General features: G+C 42.2%; 17 protein-coding genes and 1 pseudogene. All 18 read right to left on the bottom strand.

What is annotated here, in order from left to right:
- Nucleotides 1-10 precede the first annotated feature (10 nt).
- The gene (locus DXA60_RS02570) at nucleotides 11-1777 is read right to left on the bottom strand and encodes an ABC transporter ATP-binding protein (RefSeq protein WP_117919239.1); all 1767 of its coding nucleotides are present in this window, start codon (nucleotides 1775-1777) and stop codon (nucleotides 11-13) included.
- 138 nt (nucleotides 1778-1915) lie between these two features.
- Nucleotides 1916-2221, bottom strand: coding sequence for a hypothetical protein (locus DXA60_RS02565; RefSeq protein WP_241070976.1), 306 nt, complete (start codon nucleotides 2219-2221; stop codon nucleotides 1916-1918).
- Between the two features lie 106 nt (nucleotides 2222-2327).
- Nucleotides 2328-2708, bottom strand: coding sequence for a hypothetical protein (locus tag DXA60_RS02560; RefSeq protein WP_117919237.1), 381 nt, complete (start codon nucleotides 2706-2708; stop codon nucleotides 2328-2330).
- Nucleotides 2709-2815: 107 nt separating this feature from the next.
- Nucleotides 2816-2932 (bottom strand): annotated as a pseudogene (locus tag DXA60_RS19690) (glycosyl transferase); the annotation flags it as partial.
- Nucleotides 2933-2992: 60 nt separating this feature from the next.
- Complete coding sequence (locus DXA60_RS02550) at nucleotides 2993-4414, bottom strand: DUF4832 domain-containing protein (RefSeq protein WP_117919235.1); 1422 nt, start codon at nucleotides 4412-4414, stop codon at nucleotides 2993-2995.
- 14 nt (nucleotides 4415-4428) lie between these two features.
- Complete coding sequence (locus tag DXA60_RS02545) at nucleotides 4429-5682, bottom strand: nucleotidyltransferase domain-containing protein (RefSeq protein ID WP_117919232.1); 1254 nt, start codon at nucleotides 5680-5682, stop codon at nucleotides 4429-4431.
- Nucleotides 5666-7210 (bottom strand): lipopolysaccharide biosynthesis protein, encoded by a 1545-nt coding sequence (locus DXA60_RS02540; RefSeq protein ID WP_117919231.1) that lies wholly within the window; start codon nucleotides 7208-7210, stop codon nucleotides 5666-5668. The genes DXA60_RS02545 and DXA60_RS02540 overlap by 17 nt, the downstream gene beginning before the upstream one ends.
- A 42-nt stretch (nucleotides 7211-7252) precedes the next feature.
- A complete protein-coding gene (locus DXA60_RS02535) occupies nucleotides 7253-8239 on the bottom strand; it encodes a glycosyltransferase family 2 protein (protein ID WP_243006726.1) in 987 nt (328 codons plus the stop codon).
- An 18-nt stretch (nucleotides 8240-8257) separates the two neighbouring features.
- Nucleotides 8258-9496 (bottom strand): DUF4874 domain-containing protein, encoded by a 1239-nt coding sequence (locus tag DXA60_RS02530; protein ID WP_117919229.1) that lies wholly within the window; start codon nucleotides 9494-9496, stop codon nucleotides 8258-8260.
- Nucleotides 9471-10268 carry a glycosyltransferase family 2 protein gene (locus DXA60_RS02525; protein WP_117919300.1) on the bottom strand — a complete coding sequence of 266 codons (798 nt, stop codon included), beginning with the start codon at nucleotides 10266-10268 and terminating at the stop codon, nucleotides 9471-9473. Before DXA60_RS02525 ends, DXA60_RS02530 begins: the two co-directional genes overlap by 26 nt.
- A 35-nt stretch (nucleotides 10269-10303) precedes the next feature.
- Nucleotides 10304-11527 carry a glycosyltransferase gene (locus DXA60_RS02520; RefSeq protein WP_117919227.1) on the bottom strand — a complete coding sequence of 408 codons (1224 nt, stop codon included), beginning with the start codon at nucleotides 11525-11527 and terminating at the stop codon, nucleotides 10304-10306.
- Complete coding sequence (locus tag DXA60_RS02515) at nucleotides 11499-11882, bottom strand: DUF2304 family protein (RefSeq protein WP_117919225.1); 384 nt, start codon at nucleotides 11880-11882, stop codon at nucleotides 11499-11501. Before DXA60_RS02515 ends, DXA60_RS02520 begins: the two co-directional genes overlap by 29 nt.
- Complete coding sequence (pelG, locus tag DXA60_RS02510) at nucleotides 11879-13333, bottom strand: exopolysaccharide Pel transporter PelG (protein ID WP_117919223.1); 1455 nt, start codon at nucleotides 13331-13333, stop codon at nucleotides 11879-11881. The genes DXA60_RS02515 and pelG overlap by 4 nt, the downstream gene beginning before the upstream one ends.
- Before the next feature lie 3 nt (nucleotides 13334-13336).
- Nucleotides 13337-14779 (bottom strand): GT4 family glycosyltransferase PelF, encoded by a 1443-nt coding sequence (pelF, locus tag DXA60_RS02505; protein ID WP_117919221.1) that lies wholly within the window; start codon nucleotides 14777-14779, stop codon nucleotides 13337-13339.
- A gap of 2 nt (nucleotides 14780-14781) precedes the next feature.
- Complete coding sequence (locus DXA60_RS02500) at nucleotides 14782-16656, bottom strand: DUF2194 domain-containing protein (protein ID WP_243006725.1); 1875 nt, start codon at nucleotides 16654-16656, stop codon at nucleotides 14782-14784.
- A 30-nt stretch (nucleotides 16657-16686) separates the two neighbouring features.
- Entirely contained in the window at nucleotides 16687-19077 is a 2391-nt protein-coding gene (locus tag DXA60_RS02495) for an amino acid ABC transporter permease (RefSeq protein WP_243006729.1), read from the bottom strand.
- A gap of 20 nt (nucleotides 19078-19097) precedes the next feature.
- The gene (locus tag DXA60_RS02490) at nucleotides 19098-20009 is read right to left on the bottom strand and encodes a hypothetical protein (RefSeq protein ID WP_117919217.1); all 912 of its coding nucleotides are present in this window, start codon (nucleotides 20007-20009) and stop codon (nucleotides 19098-19100) included.
- Nucleotides 20006-22183 (bottom strand): NAD-dependent epimerase/dehydratase family protein, encoded by a 2178-nt coding sequence (locus tag DXA60_RS02485; protein ID WP_117919215.1) that lies wholly within the window; start codon nucleotides 22181-22183, stop codon nucleotides 20006-20008. Before DXA60_RS02485 ends, DXA60_RS02490 begins: the two co-directional genes overlap by 4 nt.
- Nucleotides 22184-22193: the final 10 nt, after the last annotated feature.

Below are 22193 nucleotides of genomic sequence, written 5' to 3'. Positions count from 1 at the left end.
CTGTTTTCTTTTAAAAATCATCCATCATTTTCTGTACTTCCTGTGTTGTCAGCACGACACACTTCTGCTCACGGATACCATACACTCTCTCACATACTGATAATACTGTCGGACGGTGTGTGGTCACAATGCAGGTGCGCGGCTCATCTGTCTGCATAATATTTTTCAAAACCTTTCGCTCTGTTGCAACATCAAGTGCACTTGTTGCCTCATCTAAAAGCAGGATCGGCGCATGACGAAGCAGTGCCCTTGCGATGGAAAGGCGCTGCGCCTGTCCCTCTGAAAATCCTCCTCCCCGCTCTCCTACTCTGCTGTATATTCCATCCGGCAGTTTCTGCACAAACTCCCATGCGCAGGCTGCTATAAGAACCTCTCTGATTTCATCATCCGTAGCGTCCGGTCTGACGTTGCGCATATTCTCTGCAATTGTTCCGGAAAACATTGTATTTCCCTGTGGTACATAAGAAAAAAGCCGACGTGCTGCTGGTGTGATCGCAAGTACTTCTCCTGTTTTCTCTCCCACCAGATCCTCCGCACCTCCTTGTATATGTAACAGAGCAAGCATGATACGTAAAAGTGTTGTTTTTCCTTCACCGGAAGGTCCCACTAACGCAACGATCTCGTGTGGATGTGCTTCAAAATCCGCTTCTGTAAATACTCTTGTTCCATTGTGGTAGGTATAAGACATCTTAGAAAAACAAAGACCGATACCACGTTCCCTGTTCTCCTCATAAAATTTTTCTACACGTTCTGCATCCGAATAATCTTCTTTCGGCATTCCAAGGATATCCATCAGCCTTCCCGCAGATGTGGTCAGTGAAATTGCCGTCGGTACCAGCGACACAAGCTGATTTAATGTTCCTGTCAGCGAACCGGATAAAGATAAAAACATCGTCATAGTACCATAGGAAATCGCACCACTCCAGACACGGTAAATACCAAATCCATAACAGCTATATGACACTGCAAGCCCGACAACCGATAATAAGATCGAAGTTGCCATGGACATTTTCTGGAACTCTAATTTCATGCTAAGGTATTCTTTCTGCAGACCGCGCAGCCGTTCTCCGTAGAGACGCACCAGATCAAATGCTTTGATCGTCTGTATATTAGAAAATGCTTCCTGGTTAAATCCTGACATCTTCGCATTCATGGCTGCACTTTTTTCATTATTGCCCTTCATGCGTTTTAAGATCCGTTTCGACATAAGCATGCTGACCGGCATGCCAAGCATGGCAAGCAGTGCAAACATCGGATCATTGTAAAAGACAAGTGCAAATGTACTGATGAATCGCACCGTATAGATGACCAGATTTGGAATCCAGCTTAAAATACCATTCGAAATGTTGGAGGCATCAGAATTCCAGCGTGTCAGAAGATCACCCGTATGATACTTCTGGATCTCTTCAAGATCCGTCACAAGCATTTTATCAAAAATATCTGCTTTGATATCATTGTCCACACTGATACTGATCTTATTGGAAAAATAACTTGTAACCTGTGAGATCAGCATATTTCCTATGGAAAATCCGATATACAGACAGAATGTACGCACTAAAAGTCCTGCCTGCTGTCCAGTGATAATATCGACCATATCCCTTGAGATCAGACTTGATATCAGTGAAATGACCGTTCCCGACAGACCAAGAAGGGTATAAAAAATCATCTGTTTCCAGTACTTTCTCGCATACTCATAGATCCAGACAGTTTCCCGCCACATATCTTTTAATACGCCCTCTTTGATCCTTTTATGATAATGTCTCAGACTGTCTAACATAATAATCTCCATTTCATTCCGTTCCCGGTTATTATAACAAATCTGTACCACGAAAAAAAGAGGTTACCACATGGATATGTGTCAGATAATCGCCCAAACACATGCCATATGATAACCCTGTTCTGATTTCTATATGCTCTACATAGACCAATCCGTTACCGTATCATCCGGTCCGTATCCTTTCTTTTCCCATGTTGGCTTACGGTTTCCATTATCGGTATCATAGCTTCCAGCGTATCCGGAATCCACGTAATGTGTCTTAAGTCCACAAGCTGAAGCTGTATTAGCCGGACATCCCAGACATCCGAACTGCTGCCTGTAACCTCTGGTACCCCCATTCCATGAAGAATAGTCCGGTGCCTGCCAGTTGCCGTTCATATACTGGCTGTCACATTTTATGCCGCTTGCTACATGGTCGTTTGCACCACCGCTTGCAAGATACACGCCTTCTGCCGTATCCTAATATGCGATGATCGTTGGTCTTTCATATCTGTTCATTACTTCTATATTCCTCAGTTCATTTATTATTTTATCTTACCGGATCTGTCCCTTAGTCTGTAATACTTACCCCTGTAATTGCAAGACCTGCATCTGACTGTACGACCAGATCGCCAAACCCAATATTATCCGTCGGATTCTGATGATATCCCAAAGCAATGCAAAGGGAACTTGTTCCGTCACCTGATGTACATCCTGTACCACCGGATACATAACTGACCGGCTGGTTAAACGAAATGTTCAACTGCTGTGCTTCCCTGGTATGATCTGCATCATGTTTACCATTAACCTGAATGCGGTAATCTCCTCTTCCGTCCTGCGGAGTCTGATGTATATAAGCAGATGCTGTATAACATCCTGCCCCACTTGCCAGATACACCCCTTCTGCAAGTTCATCACTGGTAACTAACATCGGTTTCATATACTCTCTCATATGAACTTTCCTCTCCCTGTTTTTAGTCTTATTCTATAATTTTACCCATATCCGTCTGTACTGTCAAGCATCACCACACGTCTTTTTTCTCCCAAAATCGACTTTTTAATGATCTCCACATCTTCTCCACCCGGCAGCAGTGATTCAATGCACCTTGTCATATAACTTTCAGAGTTATAACATAGAACTACAAAACTCAGATATATTTTTCTGTTCTCTGTCATAATTTTTCCTTCCTTTCACAGTTTATCTTACGGAAAAACTCAAACAAAATCGGAACCATTTTACGATTCGAGTAAAATGGTTCCGATCTTATATCCTTCATTTTCTATTTTCTGTTCATTGGCAAATGTGATAAAACTGCCGTCTGCTATATCACGCAGTGCAAAATACACACTGTAGCATCCCTTTTTTACTCCCCGAAGCGGTACACTGACAGAAAAGCTCTCTTTTCTGTCTGCTTCATTTCCTCCCAAAAGCGATCTGACATCTCCTGATGGACTTTCCTCATAAATCGTCTGTCCGGTCTCATCTTTCACAAGAAGTACCGGCTCATATTCTTTATAGACCGGTGCAAAACCGACATTTTGCAATGCCACTGTGATCTCTGCCGTATCTTCCCAGAAGTCATGCTGCATGGAAACTTCTGACAACAGCAGACGATAGCCTAAATGTCTGCGTATATACGAAAGGCCATCCATACCATCAAAACAATCCTCTGTCTGCACCTTAGATGATGCCCATTTTTCCAATACGGCTTCATCATAATCCTCATTCAGATAGGTCACATGCATGGTTTTCAGATCCGCAATGGCATGCTCGAAATCATTGTATCCGTTGTCAATAATGACCTCCCCGCCATTTGGCACACGTGAACATAACTTTTCCTGAAATGCAAGTTCTTCACTGCGGTTCCATGCCTGATCCACCCCGGCTTCTGCAGCACTCTTCTCCCCATAAGTTCCGCAGTCATTACCGCTTCCTAACATTCCGTCATTGAACAGTCCCAGCATGTCATATAAAGGATCATTCTGACCATTTTTTCTGGAAACGTCTGCACTTTCCATGATCTTCCGCCACTGTACCGGTGTCCGCACAGCAAGATACATCTGACCATTTGTCGATTGTACAAGCTGTTTTGCAAGCTGCTGCAAAGAATCCGTCTCTGCATATTTTGTTCCATTCAGTTCTCCCCAGTTGCCGACAAAAAGCCCCTGTAGCGTAAAAACTGAATCCCTGTATTTTGCCAATACCTCCCCTGTCTGCTGCATATGTTTTAACACAATGTCAATACTCTGTGGCTCATACTTTTCATTTTCTCCATTCCAGTCATACAAAAAACGTACGATCCAGTGTACTTTTGCAGCTGACATCGCCTGAAACAGTTTTTCTATATTTTGCAGACCTTCTTTTGATATCTCTTTTTCCCGATATTCCCTTAAATTGATCTGCACCATGGCAAGTGCATGATCTGAATCTTTTTCCATCTGTGTGTCTAACTGTTCCCCCATATCCACCGGTTCGTCCGATATCAAAAACCCATAAATATGATAAAAACCCCGGTCCGGATTCCATATTTCCTCTGAAGATTCCGTAAAATTTTCTTCCGTCAGCATTACTTTCCAGTGAAAATAGTCATGTACTCCGGCAATAATCCCGGCAATCACAAGCACAAACAGAATGAAAAACAGTAATTTTTTTCTCATTCTACTCCTCTTTTTTAGTCCATTTCAAACAGTTTCATTTTTGTTACCAGACGGCTCCGTTTTTTTGCATTTTTTAAGATAGCTATGCTCGATATTCCGCGAAGTTTCCGGTTACGGTATACAAATCCGAAGAATGTCCTTACCCACAAAATGGGATAAAGTATTTTATACCTTCCGGCTTTCGGATGGCTTAAATGCATCTGATGATGGAACTCCCGGATATAATCCATCCATCCAGTCCCCCTCATGGCTACCATCCGCTCCGGGGCCGCCTCACCAAACTCTTCAGATTCCATGATCTCTGTAAAAAATTCTTTCAGGTAAGATTCATCCTTCATACCGTCAGCTTCGCCCTGATTTTTGAGAAACTCCACCTTTTGTTCTGATAATCCCAGATATCTGATACAAAATTCCGTAACGACACATGCAAAATTTAAAATTCCGCATTCCCGGACCAGATTTAAAAATATCTTATCTTCCTCTGCCGTACATCCATGTTCCCAGAACACAACCCAGTCACATAAAAGTTTTAATCCAAACCCCGAACGCAGAAAATGCTGAAGCATATGTAACAGCAGATAAAATGCCTGATACGGTGGTGATGTCAGGAAAAAATCCACCCCCATCACATTTTCCGTAACTCTGTTTTCAAAGAAAGTCTTCTGACATTTTTTCATAAAAGCGTTCACTTCCTGTGAATCAAATGGCTCCACCAGCGCACTATGCAGTTCCAGGCGAATCCCTTCCTGACTTATATAAGTAAGATGATGATTTTCCTGATGACCACCTTCCGCCATAAAACCATGCGCTAACAGATAACTGCCCGCTTTCTGCGCCGTCTGTTCATCCTCAAATAAAAGATCAACATCCCCTGATTTACGCAGTTCCGGCACCGGATAAAGTCCTGCTATACCGCTTCCCTTCAGTAAGATCGTATGCATCCCTGCATCCTCCAAAAGTCCGGTCACATACCTGCTCATAAACAGCAGGCGATAAGACTGTCCTACAGTCTGTATACTTTTCTCTTCCACCCTTTTCCAGTCTTCCCCGTTTTCAGGCAGGATTTCTTCCAATACATCATATAAAAGCGGCAGCACACGATGGTTATCCGCTATCGAAAGAATGCTTTTCCAGTCTGTTTTCTGTTGTTTTATCTTTTCACATTTTTGTTTTATATCTGCCGGATTATCCTCATGCAACTCTCCATGCAGAGCTGCATCCAGAAGGCTGCACAATATAAGTTCTTTTTCTTCATTTTTTTCTTCCATCGTTCCACCTCTTCTTCCAGATAGCAAGTGCCTTTCTCTTTACAATCCCAAATTCTTTTGTACGGCAAAAACATAAAAGCATCACAAGATCTGGCACTACCGCACAAATGAAAAGTCTTTTCAAAAATACAACAATGACACTGCCGCCTGCAAATGCACATATCCTGTCTGTTCCATACCAGGTCAATCCTGTCACTGCTGCATAGATCACATAACGGACAAAGAATGAAGATACTTTCGCATGCAGTCTGTGCCGGTACAGAACATATGGCTCCACCCATACAGATGTGAGCATGGTAGAGAGAAACGTTCCTGCAAATACTCCAAATGTTCCTGCCTTCCATACCAGAATCACCGAAATGACAAGGTTTAACACTGCTTCTACCAATGCTTTATACCTGTCAAACCAGAACAATCCAAGTGAATCTCTGAATGTCAGTACCGCTTTTCTCGTTCCATTGATATAGAAATTGATGCATAAGATCAAAACCACAGGCATCTGAAACAAATACTGCTTTCCAAATGTGAGTTCCACAAATGGATTTAACAATTCATACAGACAGATCGCAGCGACTCCATAAAGCCAGTTTCCGATAAAAAAAGCCGTCTCAAAAATACTCTTTACTCTTTTTTCGTCTTCCGTTGCCCCAAGATTTCCGACACTCGCTGTGATTCCCTGAAAAATCTGATCCAGCACCTGTCTGACTGATCCGATCAAAAGGTAATAATTTGAATAAATACCTACACTGACAACCCCCACAAAGGAGGAAATAAGCAGGTTATCTGTATTATTGACCACTACATTTCCAAGTTTATGCATCAGCATGGCTTTTATATTGCGGAATATATCTTTGCTCTCTTCTTCCGGCAATTTTTCTTTTGTTTTCTCTTTCAGATAGGGATACATCCGATCCGCCTTCAACGAGATACAGATATTTGAAAGCAGTGTACAGACAATATAAATGATCAGGAATAATATAAAATTGTGTGTTGTAAGTAAAATGAGGATCTGACAGATATCCTGCAGAATCAAAAAAGCCGTCTGATATAAAAGAACGATATAGTTCAACTGATGCACTTCGATCAATGTTCTTTTATATACCAGCAGATACGATACGACCGAATTTGCCAGATATAAAAAATAAATAAGCATCAGATGATCCACATCCGGCCGGTTTTTCATAAGAATATCAAAGAAAGGGACGATCGACAGTCCTAACACTGCCACACAGCCTGCTGTAATACGGTAGAATGTCTGAAACATCCGCATCAGAATCTGCTGTCTTTTGATATCCCCCTGCGCGATCGGGCGATAGAGCGCATAACTGATCGCCGTCTCCACACCAAGTTCTGTCAGTGAGAGTACATTTAAGATATCTGTGAAAAGTCCGTTGATTCCGACATAACTTTCACTGAGTGTATGTGTAAATACCACACGTGTCACAAATCCCATCAGGATTGCAGCGATTCTTGAGATCATTGCAACCATGGTATTCATGGTAGAATATTCTGTTCTGCTCTTTTCCATCTGTATTCTCACCTCTCTCCTATTTTCACAAAATGTGCCCGGTTATTCAGATTCCACACCGTGCAGTAACCGGTAGACTGCGCCAAATGCCCTTACGCTGACACTGATCATACAGGCGCTTCCCTTTAAATGAAGTGAAACCTTTTTATCCATAAGATACTGGGGCAGTTTTTGTCTGACATATTTTTTTATTTTTCTGCAGTCAGCGGCAACATAATTACCGTTCCGGCTCATTGCAGCAGCCATCCCCATCAGATCAAACAGATAGTGGTTTTCAAATAATTTTTTATACTGTGGATACCTGCGTGAATAGATCCTGCAGTAATCCTCAAACATCATCATTGCCTTCTGGTATGTTCTGTCATATCCACAATTGCATACACCTGATTTTCTCTGCATATAATAATATTTCGTTTTTGTTCCGCATACAATTCTGCCACATTGCTCTAGTACCCGGCAGAACATCTCATAATCTTCCGCAAAAGACAGTTCCGTTGAAAAACGGATTCCGTCAAGAACCTCCCGTCGAAACAGTTTATTCCAGACATAGGCACGCAGATAGCATCTCTCATGCAAAACACCAAGTGCTTCTCTTCCGTTTAAACAGACCACATTTCTTGGACTTTCAAACCTTTTTTCCACACCGGAATCATATTTGTACCATCCGGAACATGTGGCGATCTGTGCTTTATATGTTTTTAAAAGCCCGGTCAGATAGGTATACATATCCGGATCTAATACATCATCCGCATCAACAAATGCAATATATGCACCTGTTGCCTCCTTCAGACCTTTATTTCTCGCACCGGACACTCCTTTATTTTTTTCGTGATATACTTTTATACGCGCATCTGCACCCTGGAGCCTGTCACATATCTCTGCAGAACCGTCATTAGATCCATCATCGATCAAAAGTATCTCCAGATCCGGGTATGTCTGACCCATAATACTCTGCACACAGCTTTCCAGATAATTTTTCACATTATATACCGGCACGATCACACTGATCTTGTCTGTCTCTTTTGTCATGTTTTTCATGCTCCCTTTTTATCTGAAATATAGCTGTTCTCCTGCCCCTTCATTTGCAAAACGTATCTCCGCTTTTCCTCTGCATCTTGTCAGCTTCAGATAATATTTTCCCTTTCCATCCTGCAATCCTGACAGTGGAAATATAATTTTTGCTGTTTCATGTCCGGATAATGTCCGGATATCATAATCTGCCGTATAAACATCTTCTGTTCCGTCCATATTTTCCTTAACCAATGCAAGTTCTGCTTTATCACAGATATTGGAAAATCCGGTATTGGCTATCTCAATTTCTATTCTGTCTGTATAAAATACAGCTTTCTCTGCCACAAAACGATATCCCAGGTGTGCACCAATATACTGGTAGAAACTGCCCCATTCCCCATATTCCATCTGTTTCCATTGGTCTAATATCTGCCCCTCATAAATGCTGTTGAGATATGTAACCCGCAAATCTTTCAGCGAAAGCAGCATTTCTTTCACAGGTGCCTCCTGCCCAAAAAGCACTTCCCCACCAAATGGAACCAATCCACATGTTTCCCGCATATAAACCAGTTCATCTTCAATGCACCAGTCTTCTGTCCACACACTGTCATCACGATGCTTCTGTCCAAAGGTCCCCATATGATTTTCTGAGCCAAAGATCGCATCATCAAATACTCCAGGTGCCAATTCGCCATCCTCTCCTGCCACTGCCATACGGCAGAAAGACGGTTTTCTGAGTGCGATCTTAATGTCCGGTCCTATCGCCTCTCTCCACGCTGCATAGAGTTTCCTGATGTATTCCTGATCCAGAAACTTAGATCCGTGCATTTCCCCCCAGTTACCGATAAATAATCCCTGTGTTACAAAGATGTCATCCTTATGTGCACGCACAACCGCTCCCATCTGCCTCATATGGGTTAAAATCATGGAAAACAACGTCGGTTCCCGTTCCATTCCTTTCCCCTTTGTGTCATACAAGACACGCAAAATGACCTCTTTCCCGTAACAGTGAAAACATTTTAAAATTTCATCAGCATACGCAAGTGCTTCTTTCGGAAGCTCTTTTCCCCGATATGCCCCGATGTCAAATCGTACCAGCACCAGTGTCTCGTCATCCCAGAAAGGCTGATATAAAAGCCCATCCGTATCTCTCTTATCCAGTGTAAATGTGTAAATATGATACCATCCTCTGCCCGGATTTGCACATTCTTTTCTGCTCTCTTCCGGGAATCTTACTGTAAAATGTTTTTTATTTCTGTTCTTCCAGAAAAACATCTTCTTTCCCTGCCCCCGCATCAATTTTTAGTACTTTTACACGGAATACTACTCCGATAATTGAAAACACCATACGAAACATGTAAATAACCGGTTTCAGTCCGGAATGCATACTGACCCCAGTCTGCCTGTTATGCATGACTGCCGGTATCTCTTCCACCTTAAATCCAAGCAGCAGCATCTGAATGATCATATTTGCATCCGGATATTTATCATCAAAATGCTTGTATTTCGAATAATATAAAAATGCCTTCCGGCTAAGTCCCTGCAGTCCGGTTGTCGGATCATATATCTGACGTCCTGTCGTCATTTTGATCATCTTACGGAACAGCGCATATGCCAATTTTTTTGTCATGGGAACCGGAAAATCAGAACTTTCCTCCATAAATCTTGATCCAAGCACAATGTCCGGATATCTGCCATCCGCATCCTTCTGCCGGAGTCTCTCATAAATTTGAGGAATATTGCATACATCATGCTGTCCGTCTGCATCCATCTGTATCACATACTTATATTTCCTTCGTATCGCATACTTATAACCGAGCTGTAAGGCACTGCCGTAACCAAGGTTAAACACGTGCGTAACTAACGTATGTCCATGCGCCTTTACCACCCAGTTTGTTGAATCCGAAGATGCATCATTCATAACAAGAATATCGGCAATAGACGCTATTTCCGGCTTTTCAAGTTCACAGAGCACTGCTTCGATATTCTTTTCCTCATTGTATGCAGGCATAATAATCAATAACTCTTTTTGCTTTTTCATTTCCATTCCAACCCTCTTTTTTGCTGCATGTATCTTTTCCGTCAATCTGACAGTAACCCGGTCAACAGTTCCATATCTTTCTCAAAGACAACATTTTTTTTGAGAGATGCCTCCCCGTACCGTTTTCTCATTGCCACATCTTCCACCATTCTGCATACAGCATCACTGACTGCTTCTGGTTCTAATCTGCATAAAATACCATCCACACCATCTTTGATCTGTTCACGGCTGCTCTCCGACGCAATTACCGGAAGTCCAAGTGTCTGCGCCTCCTGTATCGCAATGCTTTTTCCTTCAAATCCGGTTGCATGTACATAGATATCTGCACCCTTATAATACGGATACGGATTTTCCACAGATCCACACAGAATAAAATCTTTCTGTAAGCCAAGTGACCCGATCAACCGTTCGAGTTCCTTTCGTTTTGGTCCTTCCCCAAGAACATACCAGCGGACATTTTTATGTTTCTCTTTTATCATTTTCATTGCACGTATTGCTGTTGGATAGGATTTCTGTTCTGTGAGCCTGCCGACCGTCAAAAGCCTGATACCGTCAAAATCATCAGAAAATCCACCGGGCTGCAGCGCCTTTGTTTTTATTTTTTCTGTATTGATGATATTATGAAAAACCTTTGTCCGTCCACTGCATTCCGGATAAACCTTCAAAAACTGCTGCTTTATTTCTTCCCCGATTGGAAAAACAGCATCATATTTCAGATAACAGTCACGGTCTGACTTCCTTGTATATCCTGCTTTCGTGTAATCAATATGTATGAACGCAGCCTTTTTCTTTGCATGGACGTGATCTGCAACATAATATGCCGATCCCCCCTCTAAATATGCAACCGCAAGATCATATTCTTCCGCAAACCGCTCTCCTCCATCAGACAGCACACGCCAAAGCAGTTTATCTGGTAAAATCTTACGTTTCTTTAACATATCCGCAAGCAATGACAAAAGATACGGCATCAGGCGGAATATGGTTCCACGGACAAACATGGTCTTTAATATTGTCCTGTACATGAAATATCTTCCCTCTTTCTGCAGAACAGACAAGGGCTGATACGATTTATTTTTCAGTATCACTTCTCCCGGCAGCCGCTTTACCAGTTCTCCCTGCCCCATCAGGACATAAAGAGATATTTCATACTGTACATCTTTTGTTTTTTCATTTTCCTTTATCAGTTTTTCAAGCAGTTCTAAAAGTGCCATCTCCGCACCGGCTCCGCCTAACGTATTAATTACGAACAATATCTTCTTTTTCATCCACAAGCACCTTCAGCTCCTGCAATATTCTTTCATTTTCCTGATTGAGCAGCGATACCTGCATCGCCAGTTCCTGATTTTTTACTACCACAACTGACACTGCCATACTGATCTTAAACAAAAACAGAATTATAACAGCAAACACCGCAAACATAAGCAAAACGATATTTTTTGCCCCACTCCACAGATAACAGACATCATCCAGGCTTACAACGATACCCGCCACAAGTAATGCCAGCGAAACGATCGCCCAGCCAAGTCCGATCACATCTGTGAGTTTCTGTCTTGCATACATAAACAGATCCATAATAAGCAGAAATATACCAAAACCTATCATCAACACTTTTAATATCATGCCCTGATCCCCTCTTTTCTGTCATAACTTTTTGCGGAAGGTTTTTTTCCTCTTTTTATTTTAAATAATTCACCCTGGCAGAAAATATGCACATCCATATGTCGTTCCACCCAGCGAAGTCTGAAATATCCAACGGTAAACCCAAGGAAACTTCCCATGACAAGCCCCGCACCATACCAGAGGTCAGGGAGTTCCTTTGAAAACAGCGTTCCACAAAAAGTACCCATGCAAAAACATACCGCTGTTAAAAGTGCTCCTGTCATGTCATTAAAATAATACAGAAAAATCAGTTCCGCGTACAGCAGGAAAAGAATAAAATATCCGGCTGCAAGACAAGGATAAATCTGCATTACAAGCCCTGAAAATCCCATTCCCGGCAGCAATATCACACAGAGCAGATAAAGCACGACCGAAACGATAAACTGGATTCTCACAAGATTCATAAGCTCGGCGGCAAGCTGGCGGAACATTCTGTTTTTGGCATTGTTGATATCTTCCCATCTTCCACCGATAACAGCCTCCGAATAAGCCTTGTATCTCTCATGAAAATGCATTTCCACGCGGCTGATAAAAATAATAGTCGACGAAAGATTCGTAAACATTGCCAGACAGGTTGCCATATCATATGCCGGCGCATAGACAAATGTATCTGCCACCGTCATCTTTAAATCCGTCGTCCAGAATACAAAATTATGTATATAAAGTCCTAACGTATACAGCAGATTTGTTGCAACAAGATGCCAGTAAATTTTAAAATAGCGAAGCACCTTGCGGTACTGATGACTGTTTCTTTTAAAGTAACTCTTTATGGTTGCTGCTGATATTGATGCTGTCAGAAAAAATCCGATCGTAAGTGAAAGCAGCATGCTGTATATGATATCTCTGTGAAAGACTTTTACGAGCAGCCATGCAAGCCCAAATGCTGCCGCCATTCCCATCAGGAAAAATAAAGATATTTTCTGGTAGTCTTTGCAGATTGACAGATACAGCATGGAATAAAATACCAGCAGAAGCGAAATAAATCCACAAAATCCGGTAAACACAAATACCAGATCCACCTGCCCCTTCAGATACTCTCTGATACAGAACGGAATCGCAAACAGACACCCAAACACGATATTCAGAAACAGTCCGACTTCATAGCATGGCAGGATATCTTCGTATTTCTCCTCATAAATAATATCGGACATATATCTCGATAATACAGCATTAAACGGCGCCGCAACCAGCAGGGAAAATATAAAAATATAAAGTACCGTGCCTGAAAATAATCCCCTTCTCGCATATCCCACCGTCTCATAGCCAAGGAAGTGACTCATCAGCATCACATTGCCGATCACAACAAACATTGGTGCGATCGTAACCATGGTACTGTACCCAAAGCCCGCCAGATTTGCAAGGATCGTGCGCCTGTCATATATTTTCTGAAGTTTTACACCAATTCCAGCCATAGATCACACATCCCCTTTCTTTCCCTGCTCTCTGTCTGCATGCTCAAACTGCCGGTAGATCTGCCGGTACGTTTCTCTCATGTCATTTACAAGATACCGGCTCCTTAGTCTCCGGTAACCGTTTTCTCCCATACCGATTCTCTTCTCCCTGTGCCGTGCAAGATCTACCATCGCGGCGGCAATCTCCTCCACATTCATGATATGTGTGATGATTCCTGCCTCCCCAAACGAATCCCCTTCGCCATAGATCAGTCCTCTGCAATTTCCTACATCCGTTGCAATCACCGGCTTTTTCGCAGCAAAACTTTCCAGGATCGTAAGCGGCTGTCCCTCACTGATACTCGTGAGTATGGTCATATCCATTCTGCCAAGATACTCTGTCACGTCAACTTTTCCCGTAAAGATCACATCTTCCACACCAAGCAGTTCCACCAGTTCTAAACATTCTTTTGCATATTCTTTTTCTTCATCCGATGGTCCCATGATCCATAACGCAAGTTTTGGTGCCTCTTTTTTTGCATAAGCAAATGCCCGGATCATCGTTTTCACATCCTTGATCGGCGCAATTCTGAGCACAGCCCCGATATTGATCATATCATCATCTTCTCTCTTTTCCTCAAGACATCTGACAAATCTCTGTGCATCAATACCGTTCGGCGTAATTTTTATTTTTTCTGCGGGACATCCAAGTTCGATCTGAAGTTCCATGGCATGCTTGTAAAGGCATGTTACCTGATCTGCATACCGGTATGCAAGCAGTGACATTTTTTTAAACTGTTCAATCCAGATATTTTTATAGATACCACCTACCCACTTTGCACGGATCAGTTCCTCCTCCCGTTCCCTGGTATAAATTCCATGTTCTGAAACCATAAGCGCACATCCATATCTTTTCTTTGCCATGCTTCCGATCACCCCTGCATACCCGGTTGCAACACAGTGATACAGATCTGCTTTGGGCAGTTCCATCTTTAAGGTCAGAAATAGCGGCAGATAAATGGACCGCATCGTCCACAAAAAATCAGAAAAGACAACCTGTGAATACTTAAGCTGATAACACTCCCGCACTGCCTTTAAAAAATCTTCTCCCATCAAAAGAGCATTCAGTGAAAATTCTTTCTTTTCAAATAATGTAAACAATGTATCCCACTCAACGTTACGGTTTAAAAGTAAGGATCGCAGCGCCTCATATTCTGTCTGATTTAAGTGCAGTTTTTTATTTTTCTTCTGTTCTACCCAGTCATAATCTTCCAGATAAAGTTCATAAACTTCTGACACATTTTCCGGCAGTTCATACACAAATTTTCCCCGGTAGGAACGGTTTGCCACGATCGAAAGCACCACAAATTCGATCTCCGGAAAAGATTTTATCATGCTGTTGATCCAGCTCGACACACCACCTACCACATAAGGATAACATCCCTCTGCTACAATACATACTTTCATTCTCAATCCTCGTAAAAAAACAATTGTTTTTCTTCTTCCTCATTCAACCGGATCGTTACCTCATCATTCTCTGCACAGATCAGGTAAACACCATCCTCAACTGCAGAAAAACTTCCGCCATGCATTTCTTCTATTTCACGGTTTCCCGTATGCAGTAAGAACCATGCTTGCTCCTCTAATCCATCCACATGCAGCAAAATCGTATTATCTTCAGATTCCACGGAATAGGAAAGTGCAAAGAATCTGCGGATTCTCTGGTCACTCTTTGAAAGAGTCGTCTCATCAAACACCATATACGATTTCTGATAAGTACAGATGTTAGACGCCGCTTCCTTCGAAAGAACCTCCCATGCATCAGCTTTTTTCTCCGGATACGCTGCCACAAGCAGATCCCACACTGTATTGGAATATCCCAGCGCTGTCTGAATGCATCTCTGTCTGAAATCATCCATAAATGTGTGATTTACGCCGTCCCCGGTAGCCCGCTGCAGCGTCACATTTTCCTTGGCAAAAGAAATGACCGGTTCATCGTAAGTCTGTGATTCCGGGGTTACAACTGTCCTTATTCCGCCAAGTTTATCATTTTCTAAGGCATCACCAAGTTCATTTTCGTGTTCCAGGAATAAAGACTGAAAACAGTAATCCGGTGCCTCTCTTTTCCAGAACTGTTCATCCTGCTCCATTTTTTCAGACAATCCGGTATCCGACACATTACCGGAGGAAAGCCCGGCTTCCCCATACTCCTCTTTCAATAATTTCAGATAATATGCAACTTCTCCCTCCCTCGGTTCATTTTCATCATTATAATCAAACTGTGGTGTCATCATACAAGTCAGTTTTGCATCGATCTTTCGTTCAATTGAAACCAGAGACGGCCAGATAATCTCCCGAAACAACGCTTTCTGTGACTGACTGTATATTTTTTCCATATTATTTTCATTTTCTGATGCAAATCCCGGATAATTTGCGATCACAAGATTTTGTGCATTAACCACCGGATAAATCTCAAAGGAAGATGCTTCTGCCATCATTGCATCCAGGATTCCAATACCGGAATTATCTTCCAGATAATCACCATTCACACAGAACACACAGGCATTTTCCAGTCCGTTTCTCCATATGATCGCAGGCTGTCTTCCACTGTCCGGCCGGACATCTTCTAACATTCCAACCATATAGCTTTTGGTTCCCTCACCCGTCACATACCACGGAACCGTAAGATCCATGTCCTTATTTTTTTCTTCTTCCTCATCTTTCGCCTGATAGATGACTTCCCCGCCAAGCAGAAATCCTGCAAACAGATGTATGCCTTCGAGTGTTACTTCTTTCTGTTCCACATAACGGATTCCAAGTAGTTTTCTCAAACTGTTGTTCTTCTCGATCTCATCCGCATCCGGAAGTCCTGAAACCACAACATTTACACCATTTTCAACCGCATCACTGACCGCATTTATATTCTCCCTGTTTTCCAGATATGTTCCATCTAAGACCAGAACATCCGGCAGATCATCTTCATCATCCATGATAACATTCAGGGAGTCTGCGGTCTGAAAATCCCGCTTACTGTATGTACACCACCATTTTACCGTGTTTTTTGTTTTTTCACTCTGTCCGGCATAAAAAACCCTTGCCGTTTTTTGTTCACTCTGTCCGGATGCAGGAAACATATCCTTTTCCGTAAGTTCTGTCCGGGCACTCTCCTGATATTCATTGATTCCATATTTACTGAGTTTATCTTTCATCACACCCGTAAACTGAAACATAAACAATAAAATAACGAGCATGATAGTGATCGTAGCAAAATTTCTCCGGGATACCATCACATTTTCCTTTCCAGATTCATCTCTTTTGGCATCTGCTATTTTTTCTGCCGGCAATAGAATATATGATCTTCAAACATCCTATTGTCATTCATTATATCCATAATCAATCGAAAAATCATATAAACTGTAGGTATTCTGTTCTACCACATAACAGACAAAATCATCTGTTTCATAATACACCTGCATTTCTTTTCCATACAGTTCCATAAATGCCTGTGCCCAGTAATACATCCTTGACATTACGATCCATCTGTTTTCACCCTCATAAACGGAAATATCATTTGCTGTCGGCAGCGGTTTTTCTGCTCCTTCTTCCGAGATCCGCTGTCCGCTTCCCTCATATGCTACAGTATAATCAAGCGGTATCTTCTCAATAAAGAAATATACACGGTCTGTCGGCAATGTCAGATTTCCGTTTACCGCATTTCCTTCCATACTTCGTAAAAATGTGATCGTCTCCTCGTGACGCGCATAATCTTCCATCATTCGCAGTTCATCATTTGCAGAACAGATCGTATATTTATACTTTTCGTTTTCTCTTTTTATATTTGCCAGACAAGTGATCGCCGAATTTGACTGCAGTGCTGTTACGATCGACGGTGTACGGATCTGGTTTCCATTGACCAGTACCGCAACCAGGGCGGCTGAGGTCAGCAGTGAGACCAGATTCATCCAGATATCACGCTTAAAAAATCCAAAGACCAGTGCCACTATGCCGTCTGCTCCAAGCCCTATCGCTGCCGGTATCATATAAGCCACATATATACTGCACCTGCTTGCATCCATAATATGCGGCAGTCCAAAACGCCATGCACTAAGAAACATCATCAGAAGCAGCAGTCCAAATCCGGTGGACATCAGCATTGATCCGTAGTCACGTTTTCCAATGAGCACAAATAATAATCCTCCTGCCAGACAAAATCCCTCACAGCCAAAAATGAACATCATCCACTGGTCACTTGCCTGAAGCATTACAACATTGTGCACTCCCGTCCAGAGATAATCCAGACCGTTCTTTGCAATATCAGTGATCCGGAACCGTACCCTTTCCACCAGCGCAGCAAGCGCTGACGTTTTTACCTGCGTTGTTTCCGGCATCTGTACATTGTCTGTGCTGTTACCGGACACTGTCTGATTCATTGTATTTCCGGCCGGACCCATGCTTTCCGTCGTGCCCTGACTCAGTGCACCCGTTGTATTCATTTCTTCGTTTTCATTATCTGTAACATCTGTTTGTTCTTCCTCATTGCCTGTATTACTGCCGCCATTGATCACGTTAAGTCCCCAGCCAAGTGATCCCTGCAATGGTGTTCCCTGTAAAAATGCGATTCCCATCGGCAGCACTGCTAAGAAAATACTTAGGATACCGGTCGCAAGTACCCGGAAAAAATATTCCTTCTTAAAAATACGAAACAGATATCCCCCTGCGATACCGATGCAGAACAGACCTGCTACCATGGTGTCATAAAAATGCACAATAAGTGTAAGACCAAATCCTGCAACAAATCCTATCAGATAACGGGTACTTTTGCACTTCCAGGTCTTTAATCCGGCAATATTTTTTTCTTTTCTGCATTGATCCACTTCTGCTTTCCGCTGTCTTAAAAAGGCAAACATAAAGTAAATTCCCGGCAGAATAAATATCATACCAAATTCCTGTGGCAGGGAACTGTAGTAACGGGAATAGGTATTCCTGTTAAAAAATGCTGCAAGCACATAAAAAAACACAGCTCCCCATGCGCAATATGATGTTCTGCAGCATGCTTTCAAAAATGCCAGCAGTGCATAATGGATATATAAAACCTGCACTACATAAAAAAGCCGGAGTAGAACATATGTTTCTATTCCTGTTACAGCATGAATATAATAGATCACACAATGGAATCCAAACGGATAAATCCCAGCTACAAATACATCATTATTTCCCATTGCATTGATCCAGTAATTGTGCACAGGTATATCGGATGCACAATAACCGTATGTATGGATCATATTGGTGCCATACATCACAAGAACCGTTGCAGTAAATACAATAAACAGCATTCCATCAGCAAAATGTCTGATGATCAGTCCACACATTCTTCTGCACAGCTTCTTCACCTTCCTGCCAATCCACTGGACTATCTCAAGAAGGAGCAGCTTGATGCCAAGCGTCTCCCGGATGACATGCGATGTTCTGTTTCCTATGACGTGCCCGATTTTTTTTGGTGAAACTCTTTTCGTACGGATCAAGGATACAATAACCGGGAGAACACTGCCCAAAATCAGTGTGAATCTTCCAGAAATATGAAGTAATTGAAGAAATAATACCAGATTGATCAGATAAAAATGACCTAATACAATATAAAAGAAAAACCTGACACTAAATATTTCATCTTTCAGCCTGCGATGCAAAAGCAGTGCCGGAACCGCTATAAAAAGCCCGGTATAGATCACAAAAATGCTGATAAACTGTAATACAGTCAGAACTTTCATCGACACTGCCATCACCTCCTTCAGCTAAAAATACGAATCAATTCCAATGTTTCTCTGTCTATTACAATATCGGATTTTTTTAATTTTTCCAATTCATCAAAGAAATCTTTTTTGTTTCCCTCTGTAAAATAAAGTTTTAAGTAGCAGGTATAGGTTGATAACTCCTCCGGATAAAGTTCCCTGCTCTTATCGCACCAGTATTTCATGCGTTTGAAATCCTTTATCTTAAGAAGCATCATACAAAGCCCCTCGATATAGGAAACCTGCAGTTTTTCCTGATATTTTTCATTCAGGAAGCTGCATGCCTCTTCCATCATGTCAATATAGGTCTGCTGTTCCTTTTCATGAAACACCTCCTGGATCAAAACTCCATACATATACTCGATCAGGATACATGCTGCTTCTGCCGCATCGCATCCATCCTGTTTCATCTGAAGGTAAAGTTCCTGCGAACGCTTTCTGAAATCATTCAGTGCATCCCTTAATACCGTAGCGGCATAATGTGACGTTTCTGTGTCCTCACTGTTTAATGCAAGTGAAATGGATGCCAGGGAATTCTGTACATCTCCACGTACTACGTTCATTACCAGTGTTCTCAAACTGTCCTTATCACTGATCGCAAGTGCTTCCTCGATCGGTACTAAATTTCCTTCCCTCTCCTCATCAGCACGAAGATGTGTCTTTACACGCTCTTTACTGAAAATAACATCCTCAAGATCTACATTCTGTCTGAAAAAGACCTTATTAAACACCAGTCCGGCAAAAAAGAACAACGGTCCCACCACCGGACACAGAAACATAACGATGCCTTTCATCAGTATATCTATTTTTTTCCCTTCACGTCTGCCCAGACTGCTCCATACCACGTAAAAAATAGCAACCGCCATATTGATCAAAAGGACGATACAAAATCTCTTTTCCGTAACTGTCATAAAAATATATCCTCCTGAATCTGACAGTACACTCCCTCTTTTTCAAACCTTTCTCTTACCATATCTGCATCCTTTGTACTGGTATTTGCAAGAAGTGCATACATTTTTCTGTCTTCAAGTTCACCGACATAATCACTTTGTCTCAAGAGTTTTGTAAGCCGTCTGCCAGTCTCTTCACGGTCTTTTTTCTCTGTGTCCACAGAAAGCAGTGCACACTGTGTCAGACCCTTATCCCTTGCCTTTAAATATGCCTTTACGAGGGATGAAAAGGCTTCCGGTTCCAATATATTTGTTCCCTGTATGTATCGCTGCTGCTCTAACGCGGCAATATAACGGTTTGCACGCACCACCGCATTCTGGATCAGATAGCCGATAACTGTCAGCATATTTGCCTGTCCTAACGTCATCCTTTCCCACGGAATCCCCCAGATCATCAGTATCAGCTGCATCTCATCTTCTGAATAAATGGCATTCGCCATAAGCGGATACCTTTCATCCATATTTTTATTAATATAAACCTTCTTCCCGGCAAGAACCGTATACATGGCATCCATCTGACTGTAATTGATCGAATTACCAAGACTGCGTGCTTTTGCTGATGTTGCAGAAAAAAGACGTGCATAAGAACGGTTCGCCACTGTATAAATTGCCACATCCTTGCTTCCCATCAGTCTTGCAAGCACTTCCGCTGCATAAAAAAGTACCTCACATGGTTCATACTGCTCAAGACTTGACGTGATCTCATATAGTTTTCCAAAACTGTCATTCTGATTTACGATCTGATTTGCAAGAATCTCTTTTACCCTGACATTGCTGACATTAATATCTGAAATATCATCCAGCTGCTTGGTTAAATATGATACCTCATGCTGCTGTTCCTCTCTCATCGCGCGAAGCTGGTCCCTTAAGTAACCTACTGCCAGACCTAAGATCAGAAGCTGTGCGATCCAGACATAGGTATTATAGTCAAGCATGACATCAAATCCGCTTCTGTGATACATCTGCCGGAAACAATATCCCGCCACGGCAAGCAGCGCAGAAAATGTTGCCTGCTGCTGTCCATACACAAGTGCAAACAACAGCACATACAGAAGATAAAAATCAATATTCTGAAAATATTCACTTCCAACTGCCCGGTTATTTAACATAAAAAATGGGATAAAACAAATAAGGTTTTCCATAAAAGGGATCAGATTCGTTATGATTTCCTTTGTTCTGCTGCCAAATCTTTGAAACAAATACCCCTTTTTTCTCACTATATCCGTAAATTCTGCTGCATGCCTGCCAAAATAAGCCGCAATCTTTTCCACATCAGTCCCGGCATGATGAATCACACGAAGCCCGAACTCTTCCTCGTATCTTTTACCGGAAAGCATAACTTCCCGGTCTTTTTCGTTTTCTTCTTCTATGACACTGACCCCGGTCTTCATTCCCGCAGCAACTGCCTTAGCAAGGTCATACCGTGATATTTTTTCCCCGGAAGACAGTTGATACAATGTGTGTTTATGCTCCTTTGTTACCATCATCTGGTAAATAAACTCCACTGCATCAGCCTCGTGCAAAAGCATTATTTTTTCATTCTGTGGCGCAATGATCTCACCGGTATTTACAGCCTCTAAGCACATCTTTGCGCAGATCGTATCGGTATCTTCTTTCTTTCGTATCTCCCCATACAGATGATCAAGCCGGAGAACCACAATGTCATTCCCCATCCGTGCATAATTTTTACAGATTTCTTCTCCGATGGCAATTGCCTGCCCTCTCTTGCTGCATGCCCCGGTAAGATCGTCCTCCGTCATAAGACGGGCATTTTCACCATCAAAAACACTCTCCGAAGAAAGATAGACAAATCTGCCTTTCTTTAAAGCTATATAATTCATCAAAATATTCGTAAGTCCGGCCGCGTAGGATGCCGCTGTATTTTCCACCTTGTTCCAGGAGAAATTATGGTCGTATGCCCCCCAAAAAACAACCACCTGTGGCATGATGCTCTCTAATACCTCCCGCACACAGGCATCCTCATACGAAAAATGATACACTTCAAATACTTTCTTTAAACTATACCCTTTCTTTGGTTCCTCCGTCAGAACGAATACCCTGTGTCCTTCTTTATTCAGCCTGTTAATCATAAGGCGCATGAAATTTCCGCCATTTCCAACCAGCAATATGTTCATATCTGTCCCA

This window comes from Roseburia sp. OF03-24, from assembly GCF_003463035.1.
Classification (GTDB): domain Bacteria; phylum Bacillota; class Clostridia; order Lachnospirales; family Lachnospiraceae; genus Roseburia; species Roseburia rectibacter.
The sequence above is the reverse complement of the archived record's forward strand: the minus strand, read 5'-3'. Positions and strand labels throughout refer to the sequence as shown.

Bases quoted from the DNA above. Each gene is read 5' to 3' on its own strand.
- DXA60_RS02530 (WP_117919229.1), bottom strand. From the start codon at position 9,496: ATGTTTTTCTGGAAGAACAGAAATAAAAAACATTTTACAGTAAGATTC.
- pelF (WP_117919221.1), bottom strand. From the start codon at position 14,779: ATGAAAGTATGTATTGTAGCAGAGGGATGTTATCCTTATGTGGTAGGT.
- DXA60_RS02570 (WP_117919239.1), bottom strand. From the start codon at position 1,777: ATGTTAGACAGTCTGAGACATTATCATAAAAGGATCAAAGAGGGCGTA.
- DXA60_RS02525 (WP_117919300.1), bottom strand. From the start codon at position 10,268: ATGGAAATGAAAAAGCAAAAAGAGTTATTGATTATTATGCCTGCATAC.
- DXA60_RS02540 (WP_117919231.1), bottom strand. From the start codon at position 7,210: ATGGAAAAGAGCAGAACAGAATATTCTACCATGAATACCATGGTTGCA.
- DXA60_RS02545 (WP_117919232.1), bottom strand. From the start codon at position 5,682: ATGGAAGAAAAAAATGAAGAAAAAGAACTTATATTGTGCAGCCTTCTG.
- DXA60_RS02535 (WP_243006726.1), bottom strand. From the start codon at position 8,239: ATGACAAAAGAGACAGACAAGATCAGTGTGATCGTGCCGGTATATAAT.
- pelG (WP_117919223.1), bottom strand. From the start codon at position 13,333: ATGGCTGGAATTGGTGTAAAACTTCAGAAAATATATGACAGGCGCACG.
- DXA60_RS02515 (WP_117919225.1), bottom strand. From the start codon at position 11,882: ATGATATTAAAAGTGTTGATGATAGGTTTTGGTATATTTCTGCTTATT.
- DXA60_RS02550 (WP_117919235.1), bottom strand. From the start codon at position 4,414: ATGAGAAAAAAATTACTGTTTTTCATTCTGTTTGTGCTTGTGATTGCC.
- DXA60_RS02485 (WP_117919215.1), bottom strand. From the start codon at position 22,183: ATGAACATATTGCTGGTTGGAAATGGCGGAAATTTCATGCGCCTTATG.
- DXA60_RS02560 (WP_117919237.1), bottom strand. From the start codon at position 2,708: ATGAGAGAGTATATGAAACCGATGTTAGTTACCAGTGATGAACTTGCA.
- DXA60_RS02520 (WP_117919227.1), bottom strand. From the start codon at position 11,527: ATGAAAAAGAAGATATTGTTCGTAATTAATACGTTAGGCGGAGCCGGT.
- DXA60_RS02490 (WP_117919217.1), bottom strand. From the start codon at position 20,009: ATGACAGTTACGGAAAAGAGATTTTGTATCGTCCTTTTGATCAATATG.
- DXA60_RS02495 (WP_243006729.1), bottom strand. From the start codon at position 19,077: ATGAAAGTTCTGACTGTATTACAGTTTATCAGCATTTTTGTGATCTAT.